The organism is Mesorhizobium sp. M1A.F.Ca.IN.020.03.2.1 (assembly GCF_004023205.1).
Taxonomy (GTDB): Bacteria; Pseudomonadota; Alphaproteobacteria; order Rhizobiales; family Rhizobiaceae; genus Mesorhizobium.
The window spans coordinates 38,221-64,479 of record NZ_RZSV01000004.1; the positions used below are offsets into that span (position 1 = coordinate 38,221).

25 protein-coding genes and 1 pseudogene are annotated in these 26,259 nt (G+C 63.8%); 15 read left to right on the top strand and 11 right to left on the bottom strand.

Annotated elements, in window-relative coordinates:
- Positions 1–151: 151 nt before the first annotated feature.
- From EOA79_RS01520 to EOA79_RS01540, 5 genes are all read left to right on the top strand, one after another.
- Positions 152–397, top strand: coding sequence for a type II toxin-antitoxin system prevent-host-death family antitoxin (locus EOA79_RS01520; RefSeq protein ID WP_067329962.1), 246 nt, complete (start codon positions 152–154; stop codon positions 395–397).
- Entirely contained in the window at positions 394–843 is a 450-nt protein-coding gene (locus EOA79_RS01525; RefSeq protein WP_095824754.1) for a PIN domain-containing protein, read from the top strand. Before EOA79_RS01520 ends, EOA79_RS01525 begins: the two co-directional genes overlap by 4 nt.
- Before the next feature lie 142 nt (positions 844–985).
- On the top strand, positions 986–2,488 hold the full coding sequence (gene guaB / locus EOA79_RS01530; protein ID WP_067329968.1) for an IMP dehydrogenase: 1,503 nt from the start codon (positions 986–988) through the stop codon (positions 2,486–2,488).
- A gap of 43 nt (positions 2,489–2,531) precedes the next feature.
- Positions 2,532–3,080, top strand: a complete 549-nt coding sequence (locus EOA79_RS01535; protein ID WP_245322393.1) for a hypothetical protein — start codon at positions 2,532–2,534, stop codon at positions 3,078–3,080.
- A 14-nt stretch (positions 3,081–3,094) separates the two neighbouring features.
- Positions 3,095–3,514: an MAPEG family protein gene (locus EOA79_RS01540; protein WP_067000646.1), complete on the top strand. Its 420-nt coding sequence runs from the start codon at positions 3,095–3,097 to the stop codon at positions 3,512–3,514.
- Between the two features lie 105 nt (positions 3,515–3,619).
- Here EOA79_RS01540 and rnd read toward each other — a convergent pair whose 3' ends face one another.
- The 3 genes from rnd to EOA79_RS33390 all read right to left on the bottom strand — a co-directional run bounded on the left by rnd (position 3,620) and on the right by EOA79_RS33390 (position 6,796).
- A complete protein-coding gene (gene rnd / locus EOA79_RS01545; RefSeq protein WP_067329970.1) occupies positions 3,620–4,771 on the bottom strand; it encodes a ribonuclease D in 1,152 nt (383 codons plus the stop codon).
- Between the two features lie 168 nt (positions 4,772–4,939).
- Positions 4,940–6,178, bottom strand: coding sequence for an MFS transporter (locus EOA79_RS01550; RefSeq protein WP_127246928.1), 1,239 nt, complete (start codon positions 6,176–6,178; stop codon positions 4,940–4,942).
- A gap of 129 nt (positions 6,179–6,307) precedes the next feature.
- Positions 6,308–6,796 carry an MFS transporter gene (locus EOA79_RS33390; protein WP_245322392.1) on the bottom strand — a complete coding sequence of 163 codons (489 nt, stop codon included), beginning with the start codon at positions 6,794–6,796 and terminating at the stop codon, positions 6,308–6,310.
- Between EOA79_RS33390 and EOA79_RS33395 the strand changes: the two genes are divergently transcribed.
- Both EOA79_RS33395 and aspS read left to right on the top strand, forming a co-directional pair.
- Positions 6,681–7,541, top strand: coding sequence for a DeoR/GlpR family DNA-binding transcription regulator (locus EOA79_RS33395; RefSeq protein WP_245322381.1), 861 nt, complete (start codon positions 6,681–6,683; stop codon positions 7,539–7,541). The two genes, EOA79_RS33390 and EOA79_RS33395, sit on opposite strands and share 116 nt — an antisense overlap.
- A 118-nt stretch (positions 7,542–7,659) precedes the next feature.
- Positions 7,660–9,447, top strand: a complete 1,788-nt coding sequence (gene aspS, locus EOA79_RS01565; RefSeq protein ID WP_067329976.1) for an aspartate--tRNA ligase — start codon at positions 7,660–7,662, stop codon at positions 9,445–9,447.
- Between the two features lie 310 nt (positions 9,448–9,757).
- On the opposite strand, the gene EOA79_RS01575 is transcribed toward aspS, so the two are convergent.
- A complete protein-coding gene (locus EOA79_RS01575; protein ID WP_067329980.1) occupies positions 9,758–10,948 on the bottom strand; it encodes a hypothetical protein in 1,191 nt (396 codons plus the stop codon).
- Positions 10,949–11,339: 391 nt separating this feature from the next.
- On the opposite strand from EOA79_RS01575, the gene parC reads away from it, so the two are divergent.
- Entirely contained in the window at positions 11,340–13,595 is a 2,256-nt protein-coding gene (parC, locus tag EOA79_RS01580; RefSeq protein ID WP_095824753.1) for a DNA topoisomerase IV subunit A, read from the top strand.
- A 242-nt stretch (positions 13,596–13,837) separates the two neighbouring features.
- On the top strand, positions 13,838–15,037 hold the full coding sequence (locus tag EOA79_RS01585; protein ID WP_067329987.1) for an AI-2E family transporter: 1,200 nt from the start codon (positions 13,838–13,840) through the stop codon (positions 15,035–15,037).
- Here EOA79_RS01585 and EOA79_RS01590 read toward each other — a convergent pair.
- The 3 genes from EOA79_RS01590 to EOA79_RS01600 all read right to left on the bottom strand — a co-directional run bounded on the left by EOA79_RS01590 (position 15,025) and on the right by EOA79_RS01600 (position 17,417).
- A complete protein-coding gene (locus tag EOA79_RS01590) occupies positions 15,025–15,921 on the bottom strand; it encodes a DMT family transporter (RefSeq protein WP_095824752.1) in 897 nt (298 codons plus the stop codon). The genes EOA79_RS01585 and EOA79_RS01590 overlap by 13 nt on opposite strands.
- 120 nt (positions 15,922–16,041) lie before the next feature.
- Entirely contained in the window at positions 16,042–16,806 is a 765-nt protein-coding gene (locus EOA79_RS01595; RefSeq protein WP_095815147.1) for an arginyltransferase, read from the bottom strand.
- Positions 16,807–16,946: 140 nt separating this feature from the next.
- Entirely contained in the window at positions 16,947–17,417 is a 471-nt protein-coding gene (locus EOA79_RS01600; protein ID WP_095824751.1) for an RDD family protein, read from the bottom strand.
- Between the two features lie 200 nt (positions 17,418–17,617).
- Here EOA79_RS01600 and sthA point away from each other — a divergent pair.
- A pseudogene (sthA, locus tag EOA79_RS01605) lies at positions 17,618–19,005 on the top strand (Si-specific NAD(P)(+) transhydrogenase).
- 25 nt (positions 19,006–19,030) lie between these two features.
- On the opposite strand, the gene EOA79_RS01610 reads toward sthA, so the two are convergent.
- Entirely contained in the window at positions 19,031–19,693 is a 663-nt protein-coding gene (locus tag EOA79_RS01610; protein WP_095824750.1) for an alpha/beta hydrolase, read from the bottom strand.
- A gap of 203 nt (positions 19,694–19,896) precedes the next feature.
- On the opposite strand from EOA79_RS01610, the gene opgC reads away from it, so the two are divergent.
- The gene (gene opgC, locus EOA79_RS01615; protein WP_067330202.1) at positions 19,897–21,069 is read left to right on the top strand and encodes an OpgC domain-containing protein; all 1,173 of its coding nucleotides are present in this window, start codon (positions 19,897–19,899) and stop codon (positions 21,067–21,069) included.
- A gap of 9 nt (positions 21,070–21,078) precedes the next feature.
- Here the strand turns inward: opgC and EOA79_RS01620 are convergent, their stop codons facing one another.
- Positions 21,079–22,158 carry a substrate-binding domain-containing protein gene (locus tag EOA79_RS01620; RefSeq protein ID WP_095824749.1) on the bottom strand — a complete coding sequence of 360 codons (1,080 nt, stop codon included), beginning with the start codon at positions 22,156–22,158 and terminating at the stop codon, positions 21,079–21,081.
- A 173-nt stretch (positions 22,159–22,331) separates the two neighbouring features.
- Here EOA79_RS01620 and EOA79_RS32570 point away from each other — a divergent pair, with 173 nt between their 5' ends.
- Positions 22,332–22,475 (top strand): hypothetical protein, encoded by a 144-nt coding sequence (locus EOA79_RS32570; protein ID WP_082954112.1) that lies wholly within the window; start codon positions 22,332–22,334, stop codon positions 22,473–22,475.
- 56 nt (positions 22,476–22,531) lie between these two features.
- Positions 22,532–22,669: a hypothetical protein gene (locus EOA79_RS32575; protein ID WP_095801262.1), complete on the top strand. Its 138-nt coding sequence runs from the start codon at positions 22,532–22,534 to the stop codon at positions 22,667–22,669.
- A gap of 44 nt (positions 22,670–22,713) precedes the next feature.
- On the opposite strand, the gene EOA79_RS01625 is transcribed toward EOA79_RS32575, so the two are convergent.
- Positions 22,714–23,088 (bottom strand): DUF423 domain-containing protein, encoded by a 375-nt coding sequence (locus tag EOA79_RS01625; protein WP_095824748.1) that lies wholly within the window; start codon positions 23,086–23,088, stop codon positions 22,714–22,716.
- 30 nt (positions 23,089–23,118) lie between these two features.
- Positions 23,119–24,363, bottom strand: coding sequence for a multidrug efflux MFS transporter (locus EOA79_RS01630; protein WP_095824747.1), 1,245 nt, complete (start codon positions 24,361–24,363; stop codon positions 23,119–23,121).
- A 119-nt stretch (positions 24,364–24,482) separates the two neighbouring features.
- On the opposite strand from EOA79_RS01630, the gene EOA79_RS01635 reads away from it, so the two are divergent.
- The gene (locus tag EOA79_RS01635) at positions 24,483–25,148 is read left to right on the top strand and encodes a GntR family transcriptional regulator (RefSeq protein WP_067330206.1); all 666 of its coding nucleotides are present in this window, start codon (positions 24,483–24,485) and stop codon (positions 25,146–25,148) included.
- A 113-nt stretch (positions 25,149–25,261) separates the two neighbouring features.
- Positions 25,262–26,233, top strand: coding sequence for a glycosyl transferase family 90 (locus tag EOA79_RS01640; protein WP_095824746.1), 972 nt, complete (start codon positions 25,262–25,264; stop codon positions 26,231–26,233).
- Positions 26,234–26,259: the final 26 nt, after the last annotated feature.

Genomic DNA, 26,259 nt, shown 5'->3' on the forward strand with positions numbered 1-26,259 from the left:
GGGCGGTACCACCAATTGGCCCGGATGTCGCATTAATTTGCGGTCACTTTTGTGCGACCGCAACCCTCGCTGGGAATCATCGTGCGCGCCGCTTGATAAACAGAGCCTCTGTCGTTATTGTAGTGAGAATAACTACAGGTTAGGTGCAGCCATGGACGAAACCGTTTCGGCAGCCGATGCCAATCGCAGGTTCTCCCACATCCTGCGTGATGTACGCGAGGGCCACAGCTACGTCGTGACCACCCATGGGCGGCCGGTGGCGCGGATCGTGCCTGCGCAGAAGCACGAGGACGTGGCCTCCCGCTCGCACGCAGCATTGCTGTCGCGCCTCGAACGGCAGCCGATACTCAATGCCGGACACTGGACCCGCGATGAACTTTATGAGGACGATCGGTGAAGGTCGCCATCGACACCAACGTCCTGGCCTATGCTGAGGGCGTTAACAACGCGGAGAAGCGCGACGTCGTTATCGAACTGCTACGCAACGTTCCACGAGAGGCCGCAGTCATTCCGGTCCAGGTGCTGGGCGAACTGTTCAATGTTCTCGTCCGCAAGGCTGGAAGACATTCCCAGGAAGCTCGGGATAAGCTGCTTAGCTGGAGCGACGCCTTCGCGGTTGCCGGAACGACGCCGGAAGTGATGATGAAGGCTGTCGATCTTGCGGCAGACCAGCGTTTCGGCATCTGGGATGCTGTCATTCTTTCGACTGCTTCGCAAACGGGTTGCCGGCTACTCCTGTCGGAAGATCTGCAGGATGGCTTTACCTGGGGCGGTGTAACCGTCGTCAATCCTTTTGCATCGCCGCGGCACGCTCTGCTGGATGCTCTCCTAGGTGCGGAATAGGAACCTGAAGCGTCTCGCAACGATCGGCTTTTCATCTCCTGCGGGACGTGTTACCAGCCAGCGCCAATCCTGAAAGGGAAGATGAGAGTCGGCGCTGGCCATTTCGGCCCAGCGCCTTTTCCGCATTCAAAAAGGACTGGCCATGGCAAAAATCATCGAGACGTCCACCGGCGCGCTGGCGCTGACCTTCGACGACGTGCTGTTGCAGCCCGGCCATTCCGAGGTCATGCCCGGCCAGACCGACATCCGCACCCGCATTGCCAGCGACATCGATCTCAACGTGCCGATCCTCTCGGCCGCCATGGACACGGTCACCGAAGCGAGGCTGGCGATCGCCATGGCGCAAGCCGGCGGCATCGGCGTCATCCACCGCAATTTCTCGCCGGCCGAGCAGGCCGAGCAGGTCAGGCAGGTGAAGAAGTTCGAATCCGGCATGGTGGTCAATCCCGTTACCATCGGCCCCGACGCCACGCTCGCCGACGCCCTGGCACTGATGCGCGCTCATGGCATTTCCGGCATTCCGGTGGTCGAGAACGGCGGCACCGGCGGTCATACGGTCGGCCGGCTGGTCGGGATCCTCACCAACCGCGACGTGCGCTTCGCCTCCGATCCGTCGCAGAAGGTCTACGAATTGATGACCCGTGAGAACCTGATCACGGTGAAAGAGAATGTCGACCAGGACGAGGCCAAGCGCCTGTTGCACAAGCATCGCATCGAGAAGCTGGTGGTGGTCGACCGCAAGGGCAATTGCGTCGGCCTGATCACCGTCAAGGATATCGAGAAGTCGCAGCTCAACCCGCACGCCACCAAGGACGCTCAGGGGCGGCTGCGCGCCGCGGCCGCCACCAGCGTCGGCGACGACGGCTTCGAGCGCGCCGAGCGCCTGATCGATGCCGGCGTCGACCTTCTGGTCATCGACACCGCGCACGGCCATTCGCAGCGCGTGCTGGACGCGGTGACGCGGGCGAAGAAGCTCTCCAATTCGGTGCGCATCCTGGCCGGCAACGTGGCCACCGCCGAGGGCACGCAGGCGCTGATCGATGCCGGCGCCGACGCCGTCAAAGTCGGTATCGGCCCCGGCTCGATCTGCACCACCCGCATCGTCGCCGGCGTCGGCGTGCCGCAGCTGTCGGCGATCATGTCGGCGGTGGAGACGGCTGAGAAGTCGGGCGTAAGCGTCATCGCCGATGGCGGCATCAAATATTCGGGCGATCTCGCCAAGGCGCTCGCCGCCGGCGCAAGTGCCGCCATGATCGGCTCGCTGCTTGCCGGCACCGACGAGAGCCCGGGCGAGGTCTATCTGCACCAGGGCCGCTCCTTCAAGGCTTATCGCGGCATGGGTTCGGTCGGCGCCATGGCGCGTGGCTCGGCCGATCGCTACTTCCAGGCCGAGGTGCGCGACACCTTGAAACTGGTTCCGGAGGGCATCGAAGGACAGGTTCCCTACAAAGGACCTGTGGCTGGCGTGCTGCACCAGCTTGCGGGCGGCCTGAAAGCCGCTATGGGTTATGTCGGTGGGCGCGATCTTGCCGAGTTCCGCGAACGCGCCACCTTTGTGCGCATATCAAACGCCGGACTTCGTGAAAGCCACGCCCATGACGTCACGATCACCCGCGAAAGCCCGAACTATCCGGGCGGACTTTGATCAGGCAGACGAGCGGCCGGATCGCTTGGGACTATGGCGCAACCTGATCGTCACGGTGTTGCGCCTGTCGCGTCACGCGGCGGCGCTCTCGATTGGGTCCGCGGCGATCTTCATCGCCATGACGGCGCTCGAGTTCTTTTATTTCCGCCACCTGAGCGGCGGGCTTCCTTCGCTCGACATGCGTGTTACCGGCTTCACGCCGGATGAGGGCATGGCATGGCTGACGGCGCTCGGCCGGCGCGGCAGCGAGATCATCATCGTTTGGCATTATCTGACGTTTGATCTGCTCTTCCCGGCGCTGCTGTCGCTCACCTTGCTCAGCCTGATCCTGGCCTTCGGCAGGCGGCTGAGCACTTTCCGCTCCATGCCCGCGCAATTGAAGGCGCTGTCGGCACTGGTCCTGGTGTTGCCCTATACGATCGCCGACTACGCGCAGAACTTCGCCGTGGCGCGGCTTTTGTCGGATTTCCAGTCGGCCAATCCCGACTCGCTGGCCTTCGCCTCGTCGCTGACCGTGACAAAGTTCACGCTTCTGGCGATCCCCTTCGCGGTCGTTGCGGTCCTGGCGCTTGCCGGGCAGCGGCGGCGTTAAACGGTAGGGGCAAGATGAACCAGACCGCCATCTTCTGGCCGATGCTGGCGCAGGTGCTGCTGGTCTACATCGTCTATCTGGTAATGCTGAAGCGGCGTTATCTTGCCGTGAAGTCCGGCGAGGCCAAGATCAGCCAGTACAAGGTCCGCTCGACCGAGCCGGCCTCAAGCGTTACCGTCGCCAACAACCTCATCAACCAGTTCGAGCTGCCGGTCCTCTTTCACGTGCTATGCTTGGCGCTGTTCGTTACCAATGGCGTGAATTACCTGACGCTGACGCTGATGTGGCTCTTCGTCGTCACGCGCTATGTGCATGCCTGGGTGCATCTCACCAGAAACTATCTGCTGCACCGCAGCCGCGCCTTCTTCCTGGGCGCGGGCATTCTTCTCGTCGCCTGGATCTGGTTCGCGCTGCACCTGCTTGGGGCGGTGTAGACTGATGCTTGTCGCTCAGAAGTGTGCGCGGTTCTGGGACAACGACACGCCATCAACTCAAGTATTTGAAGCACGTTGCCGGAAACCGTTTCAGCGCGACGCGCTTTAGAGGTCGAACACCGCTATCCTGCGCTTGTCGAACTTGATGCCGATCTCGCCGCGCACCAGTCTAAGCGCCTGCTCGCCGAACACGGCACGCCGCCAGCCTTGCAACGCCGGCACGTCGGCGGCATCGCCCTCGGCGGCGATGCGGTCGATGTCGTCGCTGGAGGCGAGCACCTTGGAGGCGACGCCTTCCTTCTCGGCGACGATCCTGAGCAGCACCTTGAGCAGTTCCGCCGCAGCGCTCGAGCCCTCCGGCGGCTGGAACGTCTTCGGCAGCTTGGGCATCGCTTCCTTCGGAAGGGAAAGGGCGGTGTTGACGGCGCTGAGCAGCGCGGTTGCCGTCGCCGAACGCTCCCAGCCCTTCGGCGTCGTCCGCAGCCGCCCCAACGCAGTCGCGTCGCGCGGCGCCTGTTGCGCGATTTCGTAGATCGCATCGTCCTTGAGCACGCGGCCGCGCGGCACGTCGCGCTCGCGCGCCTCGCGTTCGCGCCATGCCGCCACCGCCTGCACGATCGCCAGCTCCTGCGGCTTGCGCAGCCGCATCTTCAGCCGCTTCCAGGCATCCTCCGGATGCGGATCGTAGGTCTGGCGCGAGGTGAGGACGTCCATCTCCTCGTTGAGCCAGTGGGCGCGGTCCTCGCGCTTCAGCTCGGCGCTGAGGTGCTCATATACCTTGATCAGGTGGGTGACGTCGGCGAGCGCGTATTCGAGTTGCTTGTCGGAGAGCGGCCGGTGCCGCCAGTCGGTGAAACGCGAGGATTTGTCGAGCCGCGCGCCGGTGATGCGCTGCACCAGCTGATCGTAGGAGACGCTGTCGCCGAAGCCGCAGACCATGGCCGCCACCTGCGTGTCGAACACCGGATGCGGCACCAGGTCGCCCAGATGAACGATGATTTCGATGTCCTGGCGTGCGGCGTGAAAAACCTTGACCACCGCTTCGTTGGCCATCAGCCGGAAGAAGGGTTTGAGGTCGATGTCGGGCGAAAGCGGATCGATCAGCGCCGTCACGCCTGGCGCGGCCATCTGGATGAGGCAGAGGATCGGCCAGAAGGTCGTTTCGCGGATGAATTCGGTGTCGACGGTTACGAATTCGGACTTTTCGAACGCCGCGATGACGCTCTCGAGTTCTTTCTGGGTGGTGATGACGTGCATCAATTCGCTTTTGGCATCATATCAGGCCTCTTCAATTTCAGCCGCAAGCGCTTTCGTCAAGCCGCAGTTAGAGCAATTCCAGGAAAAGTGACGAACAGTTTTCCGTCCGTAATTGCGTAAAATCAAAGAGATAGAGCGGTTCGGCGTGTCCGCGAAACGCTGAAACGCCTAATCCTGCTTGTCTGAATCGCCACCCCGCCGCGCCAGCCGCGCGAATAGCGTCGACGTGCGCAAAAGCGCGGTGAAGCGGCTGCGGCTGCCGGCCGGCACACTCGACCGCACCTGCATGCGGTAGAGGATCACAATGATGAGAACGGCATAGACGAGGGCGTTGAAAACGAACAGCGCGCTCGGCCCGAAATGTTGCATCACCGCCGAGGCCGCAATCGGACCGCCGATCGCGCCGAAGGAGTAGAACAGCATCAACGCCGCGTTGATCAGCACGAACTCACCTTTGCCGGCGCGGTCGTTGGCATGCGCGGCCGATAGTGAATAGAGCGGCATGGCGAAGCTGCCGAAGATGAAAACGATGATGAAGTTGAGGAACGGGTCGGCGCGCGCCACGAAGGCCAGCGCCAGCGCAGCAAGCAATGCGCAGCACGTCGTCGCCAACAGCACCGAGCGCCGGTCTCGGCGGTCGGAGAGATAGCCAAGCGGATATTGGATGAGGGCGCCTCCAAAAATGCCGACGCTGACGAAGGTCACGACATCGGCAACCGACATGCCGATCTCCTCGGCATAGACCGGCGACAGCGTGCGAAAGGCGCTGTTTGTGAGGCCGACGGCGATGCAGCCGATCGAGCCGAGCGGCGAGATCCGCCAGACGCGCGGCAGGTCGAGCTTGACGTCTTCCGGAGGCGCCGGGTTCGAGCGGTCCCCGAGCGAGACCGGCACCAGCGAAAAGGTGATCATCATCGACATGACGGCGAAGATGGCGAAACCGCCGGCGCCGAAGATCGGAATCAGGAATTGCGCGCCGGTAACGGAGCCGATGTCGACCATGCGATATATGGCAAGCACCCGCGCGCGATCCTTGTTGCCGACGCCGGAATTCAGCCAGGCTTCCATGACGGTGAACAGGCCGGCAAAGCAGAAGCCGCCGGCAAAGCGCACCGCGCACCACATGACGGGGTCGATGACGAGCACCAGAAGCAGCGTGCCGACCGAGGCGATCGCGGCCAGCGCGGCAAAAGTCCGGACGTGGCCGACCGCCTTCAGGATACGCGTGACGGCTAGGCAGCCGAGCAGGAAACCGGCGAAATAGAACGTGCCCATCAGGCCGATATCGGAAGCGGAAAAGCCTTCCTGCGCGCCGCGCAAGGCAATCAGCGTGCCCTGCAGCCCGTTGCCGCCAAGCAGGATGCCGGCGGCAATCAGGAGCGGAATAAGCGGACGGATGGACGACATTAAAGAGAGGCAATCACGGATCTGTGACCTCTTCTTGGACCATAGATCCTGTCAACGCCAGCCGCAAATGCAACTTCACATCCTTGCACCCGGCCGAGGAGATGGGCTGCCAATTGGGGTAGGGGTGTCCTAAGCCTTGCCGGCCCGTATTTCTATCTCCAGCTCGACCGTAGCAGGTGTCTTGCCCGGAAACGCATGGATGTTCTCCACGGCCGGCCTCCGGCCAAGTGAACCTACCGTCAGCAGGCTGAGCGCGATGAAGGGGATGCCGATGCCATAGGCGGAGCGGATGCCCCAATGGTCCGATACGAAGCCGAGCAGCGGCGGGCCGAGCAGGAAAGCGATGAAGGAAATCTGTGAGAGCGCCGCGACGTTGATCGCCGCCGGGCGATCCGTCCGTTGCGCGGCGGCGGAGATCGCCAGCGGGAAGAGGGCGCTGCTGCCGATGCCCAACAGGGCAAAGCCAAACATCGAAACGGCCGGCAGCGGCGAGAAGAAGACGATGAGCACGCCGGCCGCCATCGCTGCCAAGAGCACGCGCGCGACCCCGCTTGGCGAGTGGCGGTCGACGAAGGAGTCGGCGAAAAGGCGTGTGGTTGCCTGCGAGAAGGCAAACAGCGCCACGGTCAAGCCCGGCGACGAAGGGGCCGGAGTCGAAGACGGTGCGCATGTAGATCGCCGACCAGTCGATGCTGGCGCCTTCGAGGAGCATCGCCGAAAGCGTCACGGCGACCAGGACCAGGATCGGCAATGTCGGCCGCGCGAACATCGGCGCCTTGTCGCCGGAGCTGGCGAAGCGGGCGGGCGCCGGCTCGAAGCCGCCGAGAAACAGGGCCGTTGCAATGGTCACCATCGGCACCACCAGCGCCAGATGCAGCTGCGGCGACAGGCCGAGATGCGCCATGGCGCCGCCGAACAGCCCGGCGCCGAAGAAGCCCGCGCTCCAGAGCTGACGGTCGCTACCAATTCGCCGGGCGTCGCATCGGCACTCGCCGATCTGCCCCTGGTCGAGCTGTTTGTGCTGGGCGGCAGGTATGTCCGCGACCTCGGCACCTGTGTCGGCGGCGATACGCTGGCCGCCGTGGCGCAGCTTGGCGCCGATCTGTTCTTCCTTGGCTCCTGCGGCCTCGATGCCTCGCGTGGCGTCACCGCCTTCGATTCGGCGGAAGCGGAGGTCAAGCGCGCCATGGCCGGGAATAGCGCCGGCATCGTGATCGTCGTCACCAACGACAAGCTCGCCACCGCGGCGCCTTATCGCGTCGCCGCGCCCGACGCGATAAGCCATCTGGTGGTGGACAAGACGGCGCCTTCACCCATCCTTGCCGATTTCGAGCGCCTGGGTGCCGAAATCCACTTTGCCTGACCTGGGGCACCGCGCCTGCGTGTGACCGCTTGCCTTGACAAAGCCGGCCTCTCATGCGCTTTTCGCGCCAATTTTCGAGCCGGGCTTTCGCCCGCAATTCCGGACTCCACCAATGACAATGCATCGTTACCGCAGCCACACCTGTGCCCAATTGAGAAAGACCGACGTCGGCAATTCGGTCCGCCTGTCCGGCTGGGTGCATCGCGTGCGCGACCATGGCGGGCTGCTCTTCATCGATCTGCGCGACCATTACGGCCTGACCCAGATCGTCGCCGACCCGGACTCGCCGGCCTTCAAGGTCGCCGAGACGGTGCGCGGCGAATGGGTGATCCGCATCGACGGCGAGGTCAAGGCGCGCCTGCCGGAGACCGTCAACGCCAATTTGCCGACTGGCGAGATCGAGATTTTCGCGCGCGAGATCGAAGTGCTCTCGGCGGCCAAGGAGCTGCCGCTGCCGGTGTTCGGCGAGCCTGAATACCCCGAGGACATCCGCCTGAAATACCGCTTCCTCGACCTGCGCCGCGAGACGCTGCACAGGAACATCGTTGCGCGCACCAAGATCATCGCCGAGATGCGCAAGCGCATGGGCGAGGTCGGTTTCACCGAATTCTCGACGCCGATCCTGACCGCCTCGTCGCCCGAAGGCGCGCGCGACTTCCTGGTGCCGTCGCGCATCCATCCCGGCACCTTCTATGCCCTGCCGCAGGCGCCGCAGCAGTACAAGCAGCTGATCATGGTCTCCGGCTTCGACCGCTACTTCCAGATCGCGCCCTGCTTCCGTGACGAGGATCCGCGCGCCGACCGCCTGCCCGGCGAGTTCTACCAGCTCGACCTCGAGATGAGCTTCGTCGAGCAGGATGACGTGCTCTCCACCATGGAGCCGGTGCTTCGCGGCGTCTTCGAGACCTTTGCCGCCGGCAAGCCGGTGACTCAGCAATTCCGCCGCATTCCCTTCGACGAGGCGATGCGGACCTACGGCACCGACAAGCCGGACCTGCGCAACCCGATCGAGATGCAGGCGGTCTCGGATCATTTCCGCGATTCCGGCTTCAAGGTCTTCGCCAACATCCTGGCCAACGATCCGAAGGCCGAAGTCTGGGCTATCCCCGCCAAGACCGGCGGCAGCCGCGCCTTCTGCGATCGCATGAACTCCTGGGCGCAGGGCGAGGGCCAGCCAGGCCTCGGATACATCTTCTGGCGCAAGGAGGGCGACAAGCTCGAAGGCGCCGGACCGATCGCCAAGAACATCGGTGAGGAACGCACCGAGGCGGTGCGCCAGCAGCTTGGCCTTGCCGATGGCGATGCCGCCTTCTTCGTCGCCGGCGACCCGAAGAAGTTCGTTTCCTTCGCGGGCGCCGCGCGCACCCGCGCCGGCGAGGAATTGAACCTCGTCGACCGCGATCGCTTCGAGCTCTGCTGGATCGTCGACTTCCCGTTCTTCGAATGGAACGAGGACGAGAAGAAGATCGACTTCGCCCACAATCCGTTCTCCATGCCGCAGGGCGGCATCGACGCGCTCGGCGGTCAGGAGCCGCTGGGCATCAAGGCGTTCCAATACGACATGGTCTGCAACGGTTTCGAGATCGCTTCCGGCGGCATCCGCAACCACCTGCCGGAGACCATGGTCAAGGCCTTCGAGATGGTCGGCCTCGATCGCCAGACGGTCGAGGAGCGCTTCGGCGGCCTCTACCGCGCCTTCCAGTATGGCGCGCCGCCGCATGGCGGCATGGCGGCCGGCATCGACCGCATCGTCATGCTTTTGGTCGGCGCCAAGAACCTGCGCGAGGTGACCATGTTCCCGATGAACCAGCAGGCCTATGACCTGCTGATGAACGCCCCTTCGGAGGCCACCCCGCAGCAGCTTCGGGAGCTGTCGCTGCGCGTCGCCGTCGCGAAGAAGGACTGACGCGGGGGCTCATCCTGAATCGATGGTGGCCCCGGGAGCGATTGGCGGCTGGCCATCGCTCCCAGAGCCATTTTCTCAAGGATTGGGTCAGAGCGTGTGGGCAACCGCCCGGATTTCAACCAATTGCTGCGGGAATGCCAAACCCGAGACCCCGAGGAGGGTCACGGCGGGCCGGTGTGGTCCGACATACTCTTTGTAAAGAGCGACGAACGCCTTCGTCGAGGAGGTCAGGCCCTGATCGTAGGAAAACGGCGATCCGGATCATCCGAACCGCCGTTGGATAATGCTGGCAGGTGCGAGGCGCCCCCGATCAGTCCTCGTTCGCCTTGACCTTCACGCCCAGCGTCTTCGGCAGGTCGAGCGGGTTGGACATGGCGCCGGCCATGATCAGCGCGAACGGCACCGACGCCGGCGGTTCGGCCGAGATCTCTAGGCTCTTGGGGTCGTCGAGGAACTTGTTGACCGCGGCCGATACCTCGGCCGTCAGTTCGGGATTGTTGAGCTGCGCCATGCCGAACGGCACGATCGCCTTGGCCTGGTTGGCGACGTCCTTGCCGGACATGCCCTGCTGCTTGCCGACATAGTCGAGCACCTTGCCGGTCAGCGAATCGTCGTCGAAGCGCACCGAGGCGCCGTTGAAGGACAGCTGCTGCAAGAGGCCGAGCATGGCCATGCCCTGCGCGGAATTGTCGGCACCCTCCGGCTGTGCGGCGAACTTCTTTTGCATCTCCTGCATCGACTTGATGAAGTCGAGGGTGTAGCCGCCGAGATTGAAGGTCATGCCGAGCGTGCCGGCATTCTCGACCGAGATGTCGTATTTCGACAGCTCCATCTTGCCGTCGCTGGGCTGCCAGGTGCCGGCCATCGAGACCGTACCGGAGATATTCTGGTAGCCGAGCGCTTGGATCGCCTCCTTCGACTTCGGGTCCTCGACCAGTGTCAGGTCGGCGTTGAACTTTTCCGTGTTGGCGGTGAAGTCCATCGCCTTGCCGTCGGCCGGCGGGGTGATCTGGACGGCCAGCCCGTCCATCGAGAAGGCCGTCTTGTCGCCGACCTTGACGGTCATGTTGGAGAGCTCGGCCGACTTGTACATCATCAGCGAGCCGAGCGGGTCGGTGCTGCCTTCGGCCGGCACCTTCATGCCGTGAATGACAACGGGGCTGAGGTTGAGCGTCACGCCGTCCTGGCTGCGCTCGAATGCCGAGCTCGAGACGGTCGCGATCTCGAAGCCGCCATTGGCCTCGGTGATGCCCTCCAGCTTCACGTCGCCGATCGGCAGGGCTTCCTTCTCGGCTGCCGGCTTGATGGACACGCCCTGCAGCACCGCGTTCGAATTGTCGCCGGAGACGCCGGTCCAGGAAATGTCGACGCCCTGGGCGGCAAGGGCCGCCTTGACGCGGTCGGCCACCGCCGGATCGGCGGCGAAGGCGGTGTTGAGCGGCAGGGCCAGCAGAATGGTTGAAAAAGCCAGTTTCTTGAGCATTGAGCGTTGAATTTTCATGGCGAGTTCCCTGTCCTGAAAAGTGTTTTTGAATTCTACTCCATCACCATTCCGCGACGAACGGGTCGGGAACAAGGCGTTTCCCGGCACATTTGTCGAAAACGGCGATGAAAAGCAAACCCGGCCGGCACGCATTGCATGATGCGGTGAATTTGTCATGAAGACCGCGGCTCTCCTGCGCCGGCGCGTTGCCTGCCCAGATAGAGGGCGCATGTAACAGATTGATGTTGGCCGGTTAGCCCGCTTGCTGCCGGGGCCGGTTGCAGAATGGGCAAACTGGAATGTTCAACTTGCCGCTTCCGTGAAATCCTTCACGTCGCCATTTGCGACGAATCCGCCGACTGCCAACCCGGCGCTTGCCGCGAATCACCCGCTCGGCTAGTCCAAATCCATGGGCAAAAGGCATTTGCCGCCTGAAGACAGTGGCGGCGGCGACAACATCGAACCGGTCGATCTGAAGGAAGCGCTCGAGAAGCGCTATCTCGCCTATGCGCTGTCGACCATCATGCACCGGGCGCTGCCGGATGTGCGGGACGGACTGAAGCCGGTCCATCGCCGCATCATGCATGCCATGCGGCTCTTGCGGCTCAACCCGGATCAGGGCTTCGCCAAATGCGCCCGCATCGTCGGCGAGGTGATGGGTAAGTTCCATCCGCATGGCGACCAGTCGATCTACGACGCGCTGGTGCGGCTCGCGCAGGAATTCTCGATGCGCTACCCGCTGGTCGACGGGCAGGGCAATTTCGGCAATATCGACGGCGATAACGCCGCCGCCATGCGCTACACCGAGGCGCGCATGACGGAGGTGGCGACCGAGCTGCTTGCCGGCATCACCGAGGACGCCGTCGACTTCCGGCCGACCTATAATGAGGAGGACGAGGAACCCTCCGTTCTTCCCGGCGCCTTCCCGAACCTGCTCGCCAACGGCTCGTCCGGGATTGCGGTCGGCATGGCGACCTCGATCCCGCCGCACAACGCCGCCGAGCTTTGCGACGCGGCACTTCATCTGATCGAGCATCCGGACGCGCCGGTGGCGAAGCTGATGGATTTCGTCCAAGGGCCGGATTTCCCGACCGGCGGCATCATCGTCGATAGCCGCGCCTCGATCCTCGAAGCCTATGAGAGCGGCCGCGGCGGTTTCCGCGTGCGCTCCAGATGGAGCCAGGAGGACCAGGGCAGGGGCACCTGGAGCATCGTCGTCACGGAGATCCCCTATGGCGTCCAGAAGGCCAGGCTGATCGAGAAGATCGCCGAGCTCCTGATGGCGCGCAAGCTGCCGCTGCTCGAGGACGTCCGCGACGAAAGCGCCGAGGATATCCGTATCGTGCTGGTGCCGAAGAGCCGCAGCGTCGATCCAGGCATCCTGATGGAATCGCTGTTCAAGCTGACCGAGCTCGAAAGCCGCTTCCCGCTCAACATGAACGTGCTGTCGCGCGGCAAGGTGCCGAACGTCCTGTCGCTGAAGGGCGTGCTGAAGGAATGGCTCGATCACCGCCGCGACGTGCTGATCCGCCGCTCGAGATATCGGCTGGGCGAGATCGAGAAGCGGCTGGAAATCCTGGCCGGCTATCTGATCGCCTATTTGAACATCGACGAGGTGATCAGGATCATCCGCGAGGAGGACGAGCCCAAGCAGGTGATGATGGCCCGCTGGTCGCTCACCGACAATCAGGCCGAAGCCATCCTGAACATGCGGCTGCGCGCCCTGCGCAAGCTGGAAGAGATCGAAATCCGCAAGGAGTTCGACGGCCTTACCGAGGAGAAGAAGCAGATCGAGGCATTGCTTGCCTCCGACGCCAAGCAATGGGCGACGATCAAGTGGGAAGTCGCTGAGGTTCGTAAGAAGTTCGGTCCGGAGACCGAGCTCGGCAAACGCCGCACCCAGTTCGCCGACGCGCCCGAGCATGACCTCACCGATATCGCGCACGCCATGATCGAGCGCGAGCCTGTCACCGTCGTGGTTTCGGAAAAGGGCTGGCTCCGCGCGATGAAGGGTCACCTGACCGACTATTCGCAGCTTGCCTTCAAGGAAGGCGACAGCCTGAAGCTCGCCTTCCACGCGCAGACGACCGACAAGATCCTGGTCTTCACCACCGGCGGCAAGTTCTACACCATCGGCGCCGACCGGCTGCCGGGCGGGCGCGGCCATGGCGAGCCGATCCGCATCATCGTCGACATGGAAAACGACCAGGACATCGTCACCGCCTTTGTGCACGACCCGAAGCGCAGGCTGCTTCTGGTCTCATACGACGCCAACGGCTTCGTCGTCTCCGAGGAAGAGGTGATCGCCAACACCCGCAAGGGCAAGCAGGTGATGAACGTCAAGGCGCCGGACGAGGCCAAACGCTGCATTCCGGTTGCCGGCGACCATCTCGCCATCGTCGGCGAGAATCGCAAGATGCTGATCTTCCCGCTGTCTGAAATCCCGGAAATGGCGCGAGGCAAGGGTGTGCGCCTGCAGAAATACAAGGACGGCGGCGTGCTGGACCTTAAGACCTTCACGATTGCAGCGGGGCTGACCTGGCAGGATTCGGCCGACCGCACCTTCACCAAGTCGCGCGAGGAATTGGCCGAGTGGATCGGCGCCCGTGCAGCCGCCGGTCGCATGGTGCCGAAGGGTTTCCCGAGGACGGGCAAGTTCGGGTAGCGGGGCTCCCTCTTCTCCCCGTGTGGGAGAAGGTGTCGCCGAAGGCGACGGATGAGCGTGTTCCAAGGAACGCAGAGGTCTCGCTCCGCTGGAACATCCTTTATCCGTCTCGGCGCTACGTGCCGATCCACCTTCTCCCTCACGGGGAGGAGGCTAGGCGCAAACATTTGGACTATCGTCACGATTGCTGCACTATGATGGTGCATAAGCAACCATCGAGCTGGCAGGGGAGAACCGCCGCGTTGAAGCGGGCTGAGATCCAGAAACCAGGGCAGCGCCTGTTCGGTCTGTCGGCGCCGCTGAGGGCTGCCGTCATCCCGCCGCTGTCGGCGGCGCGCTGGCTCCTGGTGCTGATCGTCGCCGCCGGCGTCTATTTCTTCCACGGCTTCCTGTTCCCGGTGCTGGCGGCGCTCGTCATCGCCTTCGCCAGCTGGCCGCTCTACCGCCGGCTGCTCGCCGGGGTCGGCGGCAACCGCACGATCGCCGCGACCCTCGCGATCCTGTTCATTCTGACCTTCCTGGTGGTGCCGATAGCGCTCGCCGGCACTTACGCCATCAACGAGCTTCGCGAGTGGGTGGTCTGGGCGATCGAGACCAACCGCCACGGCTCTGCCACGCCCCAATGGATCGCCACCATGCCGGTCGTCGGCGAATGGCTGAACCAGCAGTGGACGGCCAATCTCGGCCATCCCGGCGGCATCGGCGAATTGATCCAGATGGTCAGCGGCTCCAACATCGGCACCATCTATCGCGGCGCGCTGGCCGCCGGCGGCAGCGCCTTCGGGCTGCTGCTCACGCTGCTTTTCATGCTGATCGCGCTGTTCTTTGCCTATCGCGACGGCGAGGGCTTCGCGGCGCAGGTTGATCGCCTCGGCGAGCGCATCCTGCCGACGCGCTGGGAGCGCATCTCGCGCGTCGTGCCGGCTACCATTTCATCGACCGTCACCGGCATGACCGTCATCGCCATCGGCGAGGGCGTGGTGCTGGGCGTCGCCTATTGGCTGGCCGGCGTGCCGTCGCCGGTCACGCTCGGGGCGCTTACCGGCATCATGGCGCTGATCCCGGGCGGCGCGCCGCTCTCCTTCACGCTGGTGTCGATCTACCTCGCCGCCAGCGGCAAGTTGTTTGCGGGCCTTGCGCTGTTCGTCTGGGGCGCGGTCGAGCTTTTCATCGTCGACAAGACGCTGCGCCCGAAGCTGGTCGGCGGGCCGATCAAGCTGCCTTTCCTGCCGACCTTTTTCGGCCTGATCGGCGGCGTCAAGACGATGGGCTTCCTCGGCCTCTTCATAGGCCCTGTACTGATGGCGCTGCTCGTCGCCATCTGGCGCGAATGGCTGCGCGAGGTCGAGCTGATGGATGAGCTTCCACCTGCCGCTGAAGAAGGGAACGGGCCGCCACGGATCGAGACGGCGCCTGAGACCAGGAAAATTCAGGCCGGGTAGGCGACGGCGAGCGCCGCCCGGCGCCTGCGGCCTTCGTGCAATTGCCAGAGCGAGTGGGCTACCAGCGCCACGATCAGGATCGCGCCGCCGATCAGGCTGTTTCGTGTCGGAGCCTCGGCAAAGACCAGCCAGACCCAGACAGGCGCGAGCACCGTCTCCAGAACGTAAAACATCGCCACCTCCGGCCCTGAAATATATTTCGGGCCGGCGGCGAGACAGAAGAACGAGATCGGCATGATCACCGCGCCGTTGAAGATGATCCACCACGGCGCGTTGACGTGCAGTCCTTCACCCGAGACCATGAATGCGGCGAGCGCCAGCGGAAAGACGACGCCGACCAGCGCGGTGAAGCCCATGTCCTTGCCGCTGGCGCGCGAGATGGTGATGGCGAGTGCGACGAAGAAGGCCGAGCAGAGCGCCATGAAATCGCCGAACAGTTTTCCGGTGCCGACCGAACCGCCGACGATGATCAGCACGCCGACGATCATCGCCAGCATTGCGATCACGGTGCTCAGCCGCGGTCGTTCTCTGAGGAACAGCCAGGAGAGCAGCGCCGCGAAGACGGTGTTGAAGGCCAGGATGAAGACGAGGTCGGCGGTCGAGGTATGATAGACGGCGGTGACGAAGGTGATCGAAGTCAGGCCGTAGCAGATCGCCGCCGCCAGGCCCGACCAGCCGGGGATGAGCTTCGGCACGTTGCCGCGCACCGCTCGCCAGACGACCCAAATCAACAGGGTGGCGACGAGCGTTGTCCCGGTCCGCAGCGCCATGATGGTCCACGGGCTGCCATCCGCGAGCCGGATCAGGGGAATGTCGAAGGTGAGCACCAGGCCGCCGATCGCGGTGATCAGCAGGCCTTTCTGATGGTCGTGGTGGGAAGACATGATTGGTCTCGCAATGATTTGCAGGCGGCGGCTGGATCGATGGCGCACTCTTCCAGCGAGTGGCGGAAACACCAGCTTCCTGCCCCTTGAAACAGTTTAAGAACGGGCTTTGGAAAAACGTCAGCGAATGACCGCTTCGTGGTCGTAGCGTTCCCAGCCTTTCGGACCGAGATGCTCCTGCGGCATGAAACGCATCTTATAGCTCATCTTGCGCGAGCCGTTGACCCAGTAGCCGAGATAGACGTGGGGCAGTCCCATCGCCTTGGCGCGGGCGATGTGATCGAGGATCATGAAGGTGCCGAGCGAGCGGTCCTCGAAATCGGGATTGAAGTAGGAATAGACCATCGACAGGCCGTCGGCCATCTTGTCGGTCAGCGCCACCGCAATCAATTCACCCTGGCCCTTGCCGGTGATGAAGGTGTCGGGGCCGCGGCGCCGGTATTCGATGATCTTGGTGTCGACATGCGTGTCCTCGACCATCATCGCATAGTCGAGCACTGTCATGTCGGACATCCCGCCGCGGCGATGGCGCGCGTCGAGATAGGCGCGAAACAGCGAATATTGCTCGGTGGAAGGCTGCGCGTCGTGCATGGCGCCGATGAGGTCGGCATTGCGCTGGGTGACACGGCGCATGTTGCGGCTGGCGGTGAACTCCTGCGCCAGGATGCGCACCGAAACGCAGGCGCGGCAGGATTCGCAGGCCGGTCGGTAGGCGATGTTCTGGGAACGCCGGAAGCCGCCTTGAGTGAGCAGATCGTTCATCTCGGGCGCCTTGTCGCCGACAAGGTGCGTGAACACCTTGCGCTCGAACTGGCCCTCCAGATAGGGGCACGGGGACGGCGCGGTCAGGAAGAACTGCGGCGACTGGGTCGGATGCTGCGTCATCGATTCTTGGACACGCTCCTGCGAATCGCCCTACCTTTGGCCCGGCCGGCGAAAAATTCAACAGGATTGTGCTGTCTCGGCCGGCCCAAGCTGTTCATAATCTAGCACAACCGGCGCGGCGAGGGCGGCCGCACATAGCGTCAGCTATCGGTGCGGGTGACGACGGTGCCGAGAAGCAGGTCGTGCAGCGTGCGCTTGCGATCGGAAAACAGCGTGACCAGCAGCACCAGCGGCGTCAGGGTGACGTTGCCGGCCCAGAACAGCACCGAATGCACGACGGCGGTCAGGCCGTCGATGCGCGTGCCGTCGAGCCTCTCAAGCCGGATGCCCATGATCTTCATGCCGGCTGTGGCCTGGTCGCGGCTGCCCAGCGTGTTCCAGATATAGAGGATGGCAACCGCCGGAAGCAGGACGGAGAACAGGGCCCAGCCCAGGCCGAAGGTCAAAAGCCCGAGTAGGGCGACCAATATGGCGAAGGGGATGGTGAGCAGCGCCACGAAGAAATAGTCGAGGATGAAGGCGAAGACGCGCCTGGTGCGCACGCCGCGGTAGGCGCGTGTATCCTCGAGCCTTGTGGTGATAATCTCGCCGTCCAGCACGCGCGTGTTCATGTGTCATGCCCTCGCAACAGGCCGGAAATAAGTCTCGGCCATTCGCCTCTGAAATGGTGAAAGCCGATGGCGGAATCAAGATGGACTGCTCGTGACGCCGGCGCGGCAGGCTGTGGCGAGCGGCGCTGCGGCGATTGAATTCCAGGCGCGGATCGCGTTAGCCTGCTGCGGCGCAAAAAGACGCCGAGGGGATGGGGAATATGGATTACGACATGTTGGTCATCGGCAGCGGCCCTCCGGGCGCCGCGCCGCGGTGCAGTCGGCCAAGCTCGGCAAGTCGGTTTTGGTCGTCGATAGAGGCCGGCGTCTCGGCGGCGTCTCCGTGCACACCGGCACCATTCCATCCAAGACGCTGCGCGAAACCGTGCTCAATCTCTCCGGCTGGCGCGAGCGCGGCTTCTACGGGCGCGGCTACCGGGTCAAGCAGGATATTTCGGTCAGCGACCTCGTCGAGCGCCTGCACAAGACGCTCGATCACGAAGTCGAGGTGCTGCAGCATCAGTTCATGCGCAACGCGGTCAAAAGCGCGCGGGCCACGGCCAAGTTCATCGGCGCCAACAAGGTCAGCCTGACCACCGACAATGGCGACTACAGCGAGATCGGTTTCGCCAATGCGCTGATCGCGGTCGGCACCAGGCCGCACCGCCCGCGCGACGTGCCGTTCGACAAGACACGCGTCTTCGACAGCGACGAGATGCTGGAACTTAACCGGTTGCCGCGAACGCTGACCGTCATCGGCGCCGGCGTCATCGGCGTCGAATACGCGACCATCTTTTCGGCGCTCGACGTGCCGGTGACGCTGGTCGAGCCGCGCAACACCATCCTCGATTTCGTCGATCGCGAAATCGTCGACGACTTCATCCATCAGATGCGCGACCGCGGCATGACCATTCGCCTCGGCAGCACGGTAAAAGAAATCGCCTCCAAGCCCGATCATGCCGAAGTGACCCTTGCCGACGGCCGCACCATCCGCTCCGAAATCGTGCTTTACGCTGCAGGCCGCAGCGGCAATCTTGGCAGCCTCGGGCTCGACATGGTCGGCATCGAGGCCGACAGCCGCGGCCGCATCAAGGTCGATCCCCAGACATTTCAGACCAGCGCGCCCAATATCTATGCCACCGGCGACGTCATCGGCTTTCCGAGTCTGGCCTCGACCTCGATGGAGCAGGGCAGGGTGGCTGCCTGCCATGCCTTCGGCGTGGCGCTGCCGCCGCCGCCGGAAACGTTTCCTTACGGCATCTACGCCGTGCCGGAAATCTCCACCGTCGGCCAGTCCGAGGAGCAGGTGCGCGAGAGCGGGATCGCCTATGAGGTCGGCGTGGCGCGCTTCCGGGAAACCTCGCGCGGCCACATCATGGGCGTCAACTCAGGTTTCCTGAAACTCCTGTTCTCGGTCGACACGCGCCGCCTGCTCGGCGCCCATATCGTCGGCGAGGGTGCGACCGAGCTCATCCATATCGGCCAGGCGGTGATCAATCTCGGCGGCACGGTTGACTTCTTCGTCAACAACACCTTCAACTATCCGACGCTGGCCGAAGCCTACAAGATCGCCGGGCTGGATGCCTGGAACCGTATGGGGCAGGGCTAGCCTTGGCAGCAGCGTCTATGTCTAGTCAGGCGGCCGGCGTCGAGGTCGCGGCAAGCCACTGCCGGGCGATCGCGGCATCCGCTTCGCCGAACTCATGGCCGGAGGCGACGATGCGCGCATCGACCTCGGCACGGCGCTGGCTGAAGAGCGTCACCAAGGCTGGCGCGAACGGGCCGTAGGTCTGGTCGGCCGCGCCGGCGATGATCAGCACCCGCGTTCCGGCAAGGTTCGTCGCCGGCGCATCGTCGAGCACCGGCATCGCCCTGAGCAGCGCCGCCTGCCTGACCAGGCCCGGATGAAGCAGCATCAGCGTGGAAACCAGATTGGCGCCGTTTGAGTAACCCAGGAAGGTCGCGCGGGTGAGATCAAGCTGGTGGAGCCGTGCGGCTTCCACTGCGAATTGGGCGAAAGCGGCCGTCTCCGCGCGGATGCTCGACTGCTCGAAGCTGATCGGCGTGATTCGCTCGAACCAGCGAAAACCGTCCTCCTGGCGGATGCGGCCGCGTGCTGCGACAACCACCGCGCGCGGCGCGATCTGCCTCGCCAGCGGCAAAAGTGTCGTTTCGTCCACGCCCGATCCATGCAGCACGAAAAGGCATCCGCCGCTCGCATTTTCCGGTCTGATCAGACGATAGGAAAAGGGCAGATCATGCTGCAGCTCGCTGTTTTTGCTGTCATGTTCGGACATGATCAGATCCTTTTGATTCTACGGTGATTTCGCTGATTTGCCGGCTTCAAAACGGAATGTTTTCAAGCTCCGCGAAAGTTGATTGAACCTGGCGCATTTCGGGCCGTTTCTGCGCCGATACACTCCCGAACGGGAGGAATCGAAGCGGTGCGTCGGGGGTCGCATTGCTGGACATGAAACACCAGCTCTGAGGCCTTTTGTCGATGACCATCCCTGTTTCTCAACGCGATACGCGTATCGATGTGCTGCGCGCGCTCGCCTTGCTCACCATTTTCGTCGACCACGTGCCGGGTACCGTCTTCGAAAATCTGACCTACAAGAACCTCGGCTTTTCCGATGCGGCAGAGGCCTTCGTTTTGATCTCCGGCATCTCGGTGGCGCTCGCCTATGGCACCAAGTTCAAGCCGGGGGGCAGGCTGCTGGCGACCCTCAAGATGTGGCGGCGCGCCGGCGTGCTCTACGTCACCCACATCGTCATCACCATGCTGGTGATCGCCCTGTTTTCCGCCACGGCCGTGTTCGCCCACCGCCCGGAGCTGTTGAAGATGATCAACATCGAGCCGCTGATGAAGGACACGCCGGAGGTGCTTTTCGGCATCGTCACCCTCGGCCATCAGCTCGGCTACAACAACATCCTGCCGGTCTATGCGGCGCTGCTTCTGGCGGCGCCGGCCTTCGTTCTGTTCGTTAGCTACAGGCCCGTGGCGGCACTGACGGTATCCGGGCTGCTGTGGCTGGTCGCCGGCATCTGGCAGATCGCTCCGCCGAATTATCCCGAGCCGGGTCTCTGGTTCTTGAACCCGCTGTCCTGGCAGTTTCTGTTCAACATCGGCCTTGCCGCCATGCTGCATATCAAGCGCGGCGGCACCATCCCCGTAAACCGGTGGCTGGTGGGTTTCGCCGGCGTCTATGTGGTGGGCGCGGCGATCTGGGTGCACAGCCCACTCTGGGGGCAGATCACCTGGTTCAATCTGCCGGTGGTGATCGGCGGCTTCGACAAGACCTTCCTGTCGCTGCCGCGGCTGCTGCATATCTTGGCCGTCAGCTATCTGGTAGTCGCCCTGCCGGCCGTATCGAACCTTTTCCGCGCCAAGCCCGACAATCCGCTGGCGATCCTCGGCAAGCGTTCGCTGCCCGTCTTCGTTGCCGGCACGCTGATTGCCATGGCCGCTCAGGTGCTCAAGCTGATCAATCCGGGCGGCCTCGCCTATGACACGTTGCTGATCGCTGCCGGCATCGCCATGCAGTTCGCACTGGCGCTCTATCTCGAATGGCTCGCCGGTCTCGGCCCGACCCGCATCAAACCGGCGCGTGCGGAGCCGGCGCGCACCGGGTTCGCTGCGCCGCCCATGCCGGCGCGGGTCGGCGGATATTGAGATGTGATTCTAGGATATGGGAGCAGGGCCCGTCGAGGCCCTAACGACGAGCTCAACGCCCATCGTCTCGCGCCGCACGGCGCCGTCATAGTCGAGGATCATGCGCGCGGCCCGCCGGCCGATCTCGGTGATCGGCTGCGCGATGGTGGTCAGCGGCGGGTCGCAGAGCGCGCCGTCGGGCACGCCGTCGAAGCCGACAACGGAAACGTCTTCCGGCACTTTCAGACCGCGCGCAGTCAGCCAGTCGATGGCGATCATGGCCATCCTGTCCGACATTGCCAGGATGGCGGTCGGCCGCTCGCCGCCGGCAAAGATCGCTTCGAGCCCCGCCCAGGTGCTCCTTTGCTCGTTCTCGGTCTCGAAGACCGGGATGCTCTTCGTGTCGACACCGAAGCCGGACAGTTCCTCGAAATAGCCGGCCAGACGGTCGCGCGTTCCCGTGTAGACGGCCGAGTGGACCATTTCGGGTGTGACGAAGCCGGTGCGGTCATCACCGAGAGTAAGCGACAGCACGGCGAAACGGCGATGTCCGAGTTCGGCAAGATGCCGCGCGGCGAGCCGTCCGCCGGCGATGTTGTCGACGCCGATCGCCGAGATCGTCTCGTCGTGAAAGCCGAGCTCCAACGCCACGAAGGGCAGCCTGCGTTCGCGCGTCAGCTCGACGAGACGCGAGCCACCTTCGATGCAGAACAGGATGAAACCGTCGACCAGCGCGCTCTGGATGTTCCAGGCGAGCTTCTCCTGGTTGGCCGCCGAAACCAATGCGATCCCGGCGCCGGTGGCGTCGCAGGCCTCGGAAATGCCCGCCATCATGACGCGGGCGAAGGGATCCTCGAAGAAGTAGGAAAGGGGCTCGGTCGTGCCGACGCCGATGGCATTGACCTTGCCGGCGCGCAGCAGGCGGCCTTTCGGATCAGGCCCGGCGTAACCCATCGCCTCCGCCACCGCCCTGACCCGCTCGCGCACCTCGGCGCGCACGACCTCCGGGCGACTGAAGACATTGGAGGCCGTCCCATGCGAGACGCCCGCCGCCTTGGCAATATCCGCCAGCCGGATGGGGCGTGCCTGGCCTTCGATAAGTGATGCCATGTCTGTTCTCCGAATCCGGTCGCATGTCGAACATGGACGCGGAAAGTCTGACGGTCCACTTACTACTTTTATTGGATCGATTCAAATTTTCGCTTGACTACGGCGGTGCAGGGGTTATGATTGAATCGATCCAAGTCTCTTGACATGAAGCAAGATTCGAGAAGGAGGGTGCCGTGCATCCGGTCAACTTTTTGTTCGAGGACGTCTACCGCAACGATTGGGGCATTGCTTCAGCCGAGCAGAGTGAGCGGCGCCGCGGCAAGACAGGCCCGTGGAAGCGTCAGCCCCGCTTCATCGTGGAGCGCAAGCGCGCCTGAGCAGCCGTCTTTTTCGCGTCGGTCTATTGGATCGATTCAATTCAAGGAAGTAAGTCATGCATCCCATCAGCCATCTCTTCGAGGACATCTATCGCAACTACTGGGGCATCTCGCGGCCAACCGACCGGCCGGAACGGCGGCGCGCGGCGGAGCCGGCGTCGCGCAAGCGGCGGCTGCGTCGGGGAGGGCGGTAGTCGCGGCCCATTTTCCGACGAGCCTCAGCAATGGCAAGGCGGATCTAGGGCCCTGGGCGCCACTGCGCCGAGATCGCAATCGCCAGCCAGCCGACGATAAGCAGCGTGCCGCCGATCGGCGCCGACATCGGAAACAGCCGCGAACCGAGGAAATCCCGGGCGAGAAGATCGACCGAGAACAGCAGCAGGCCGACAAGCAGCGCCAGGCTTGCGATCCTGAGATACCGGCTGCCGCCGATAAGACCGATGGCGAGGAAGACCGGCGCATGCATCAGCAGGAAGGATGCGGCCGTGCCGGTGAAGGCGCCGCCGCGATGCGCGGCCGCCGCCGACAGCGCCACCCCTGCCGCGCCGACGAGACCGCCTGCCAGCACGAGGATGCGGCTGCCGCCGTCTGATGGTTGCCCGGCAAGACTCATTTCGATGCTCCGTCTTCGATCGCGCGCGGCTCAGGATTCGCCGGCCTCGAGCAGCATATGCCGTGCGCGCCGCGTCTGGACAATCCAGTTATAGACCGCCCCCAGCGCCATCAGCACCGATGTGCCCAAGAACACCGCCCGCATGCCGAAATGGCCGCCGACGAAGCCGCCGGCGAGCGGTCCCGCGACCTGGCCGACATACTGCGCCGAGATCGATAGTCCGAGCACATTGCCGCCGACGCCGTCGGGGATGTTGTGACGGATGACGCTGGTGATGCAGGGCAGGAGGCCGCCCAGCGCCAGCCCCATCAGGAAGCGCAACCCGATCAGCTGCCAGCCGTCGGTGACGAAAGCTTGCGGGACAAGCAGCAGGGCCGAAACGGCGAGCGCGCCGACGACCACGTTCCAGTGGCCGACCCGATCGGCAAGCTTGCCCAGCCACGACGAGGACAGGATGGTTCCAAGCGCGGCCGCCGACATCACCACGCCCGCGACCATCGTCACCTTGCTCTGGTCCGCGACGAGCTGCTGCACATAGACCGTGATGATCGGCTCGATCGACATGGTTGCAAAGGCGAGCAGCATGCCGGTCGTCAGCATCGCGACGACCGGACGCTTGTCGGGAATCTGTGCCCAGCCGCTCTTCGGCTTTGCCGACGAGACAGGTTTGGGAGCCGGCGGGTTTTCCTTGATCAGGAAAGTCGTGGCCAGAAAAGCGAGAAAGATGACAGCGCCCGACAACAGGAAGGTGGCGCGGATGCCGATCACCGGCGGCAGCATGCCGCCAAGCAGCGGTCCGACAAGCGAGCCGGCCGTGATGCCGGCCGACAGCACGCCGAGCGCCCAGCCGGAGCGCTCCTTTGGCGTCTGCATGGCCACCAATATCGTCGACCCCGAGGAGTAGCCGCCGGCAAAGCCGATCAGGAGCCTCAGCAGCACCAATTGCCAGACGCTCTCGACCATACCGGTCAGCGACATGCAGATCGCCATGCCGAACGAGGCGCGCACCAGCATCAGCTTGCGGCCGTAACGGTCGCCGAGCCGCCCCCACAGAGGGGCGACCAGCGCCGCCGCAAAGAAGGTGGCACCGTAAGCAACTCCTGACCATTGCACGATTGCCGCGTGCCCTTCGGCACCCAGCTGTTCGACATAAAGCGGCAGGAACGGCAACAGCAGCGTCATGGCAATCAGCGTGCTGAACGAGCCGGCGAAGCAGACGGCGAGATTGCGTCGCCAATGGATATTGTAGCCGCTCTGGGTGCTGTTTTCTGCCATGTCATGCCTACTTGGTTGTCCGGGGTTGTTCCGGATACCGTTTTGGGATACCAGATCGGTATCCGTCATGAACCTCAACCCCGCCGCTGTCAATGCGGCGCCGAAGAGCGGAACGACAAATGTCGCAAATGCAGAATGTCGAAAGGCAGCTTCGCGAAATGATCCTCGGGCTCGAGATCGGCCCGGGCGAGCGGCTGACCGAGCGTTGGATCGAAAGCCGCTTCGGCGCCTCCCGCACCCCGGTCAGGGCGGCGCTGCTGCGCCTCGAGACCGAAGGGCTGATCGCTCGTGACGGCCGCGGCTGGACGGTGGCGCCGATCAATCTCGCCGAGCTCGGCCAGATCGCTGTCTACCGCGAGGCGGTCGAGGTCGCGGCGGTGCGGTTGACGGCGTCGCTGGAAGATCGCAGCGGGATCGAGGTGATCGCGGCGATGCTCGATTCCTGCGACGCCGGTACGCCGCGCGAGGAATGGCACCGCGTTGGTCTGGATTTTCACATCGAGCTGGCCAGGCTTTCCGGCAATGAATTCCTGCTTAGGGGAGTCCGCGATGCAATGACCAGGCTCTCCCGCGCGCGTTGGCTGGAAGTGCGCGACGAGGCGGCGCTTGGCCGCGCCTGGGCCGAGCACCACGCCATCCTGGCTGCCGTGCGAAAGGGTGACGCCGAAAAGGCGGCACGGCTGCTCTCGGCCCACATCGCCGGCAGCCGCGACCGCCTGGTGACTTCGCTGCATGACGAGCGGCGCGGCCTGCGCGCCAGGGGCTTTGCCGTCGTGGGTGGCTGATCCTCGGCCATCGTCGAATATTAGAACTTCAACAAGTTCGTCAGCTTGGGCGGCTTGCAAGATGTTCGGCACAATGCTGTAGGAGGCGACGGACATCTTTAAACGACGGACGCATGGCCTCGCCCTTACGCACCGCAGCGCGGGTATTTTATTTCATACGCAACATCACGCGCGATGTGGCGCCGCAGGCTCTCTTTCGCCAGCGGCTTGCGCGCCGGCTGGAGCAGGCACGGCTCTCCAGCAAAACGGTCCGTGATCGGGTCAACTACTACAACCGGCTCGACCATAGCTTCGTGCCGAGCGCGGCGGCCGTGCCGGCCAGTCAAATACCCAAGTTCGGGAGCATGTACTATTACGACCTGAAGGAGTTCGCCCGCTACTTCGATCGCCACCTGCTCATCGATCTCGAGTTTGGCGACGTCGTCGACGTTCCGGCGGTGCCGTCAATCGTCAAGGACCGGCCGATCCGTAACGACAACGGCAACGCCGTGATCATGAAGCTCGACAAGTTCCGCCATTTCAACATGCCAAAGGACAATCTGTCCTTCGCCGACAAGCGCCCGATGGCGGTCTGGCGCGGTCATTTCAACAATCCGATCCGCAAACGGTTCGTCGATGCCGTGCGCGACCTGCCGTCTTGCGATGCCGGCTCGCCCAAGCCAAGCGCCCCGGAGAACTATCGCAAGCCGTATCTCACGATCGCGCACCAGCGGCAGTTCCGCTACATCGTCTCGCTCGAAGGCAATGACGTGGCGACGAACCTCAAGTGGATCATGAGCTCGAATTCGCTCTGCCTGATGCCGCCGCCGACCTACGAAACCTGGTTCGCCGAGGCTGAGCTCGAGGCCGATGTCCACTACGTGCCTCTGGCGTCGGATTTTTCGGACGTCGCCGACAAGATCGCCTATTTCGAAAAGCACCCGGCGGAAGCCCAACGCATCATAACGGCGGCCAACGCCTATTGCCGCCGGTTCAGCAACGAAAAGGACGAGCGGGCGGTATCGCTGCTCGTCCTCTACAAATATTTCGTGCTAAGCGGCCAGATCGAACCCGACCCGGAGGTCTGGCGTTTTATCGCCGGCTGACCTCCGCGCGTTTTCGGGCGCGGAGC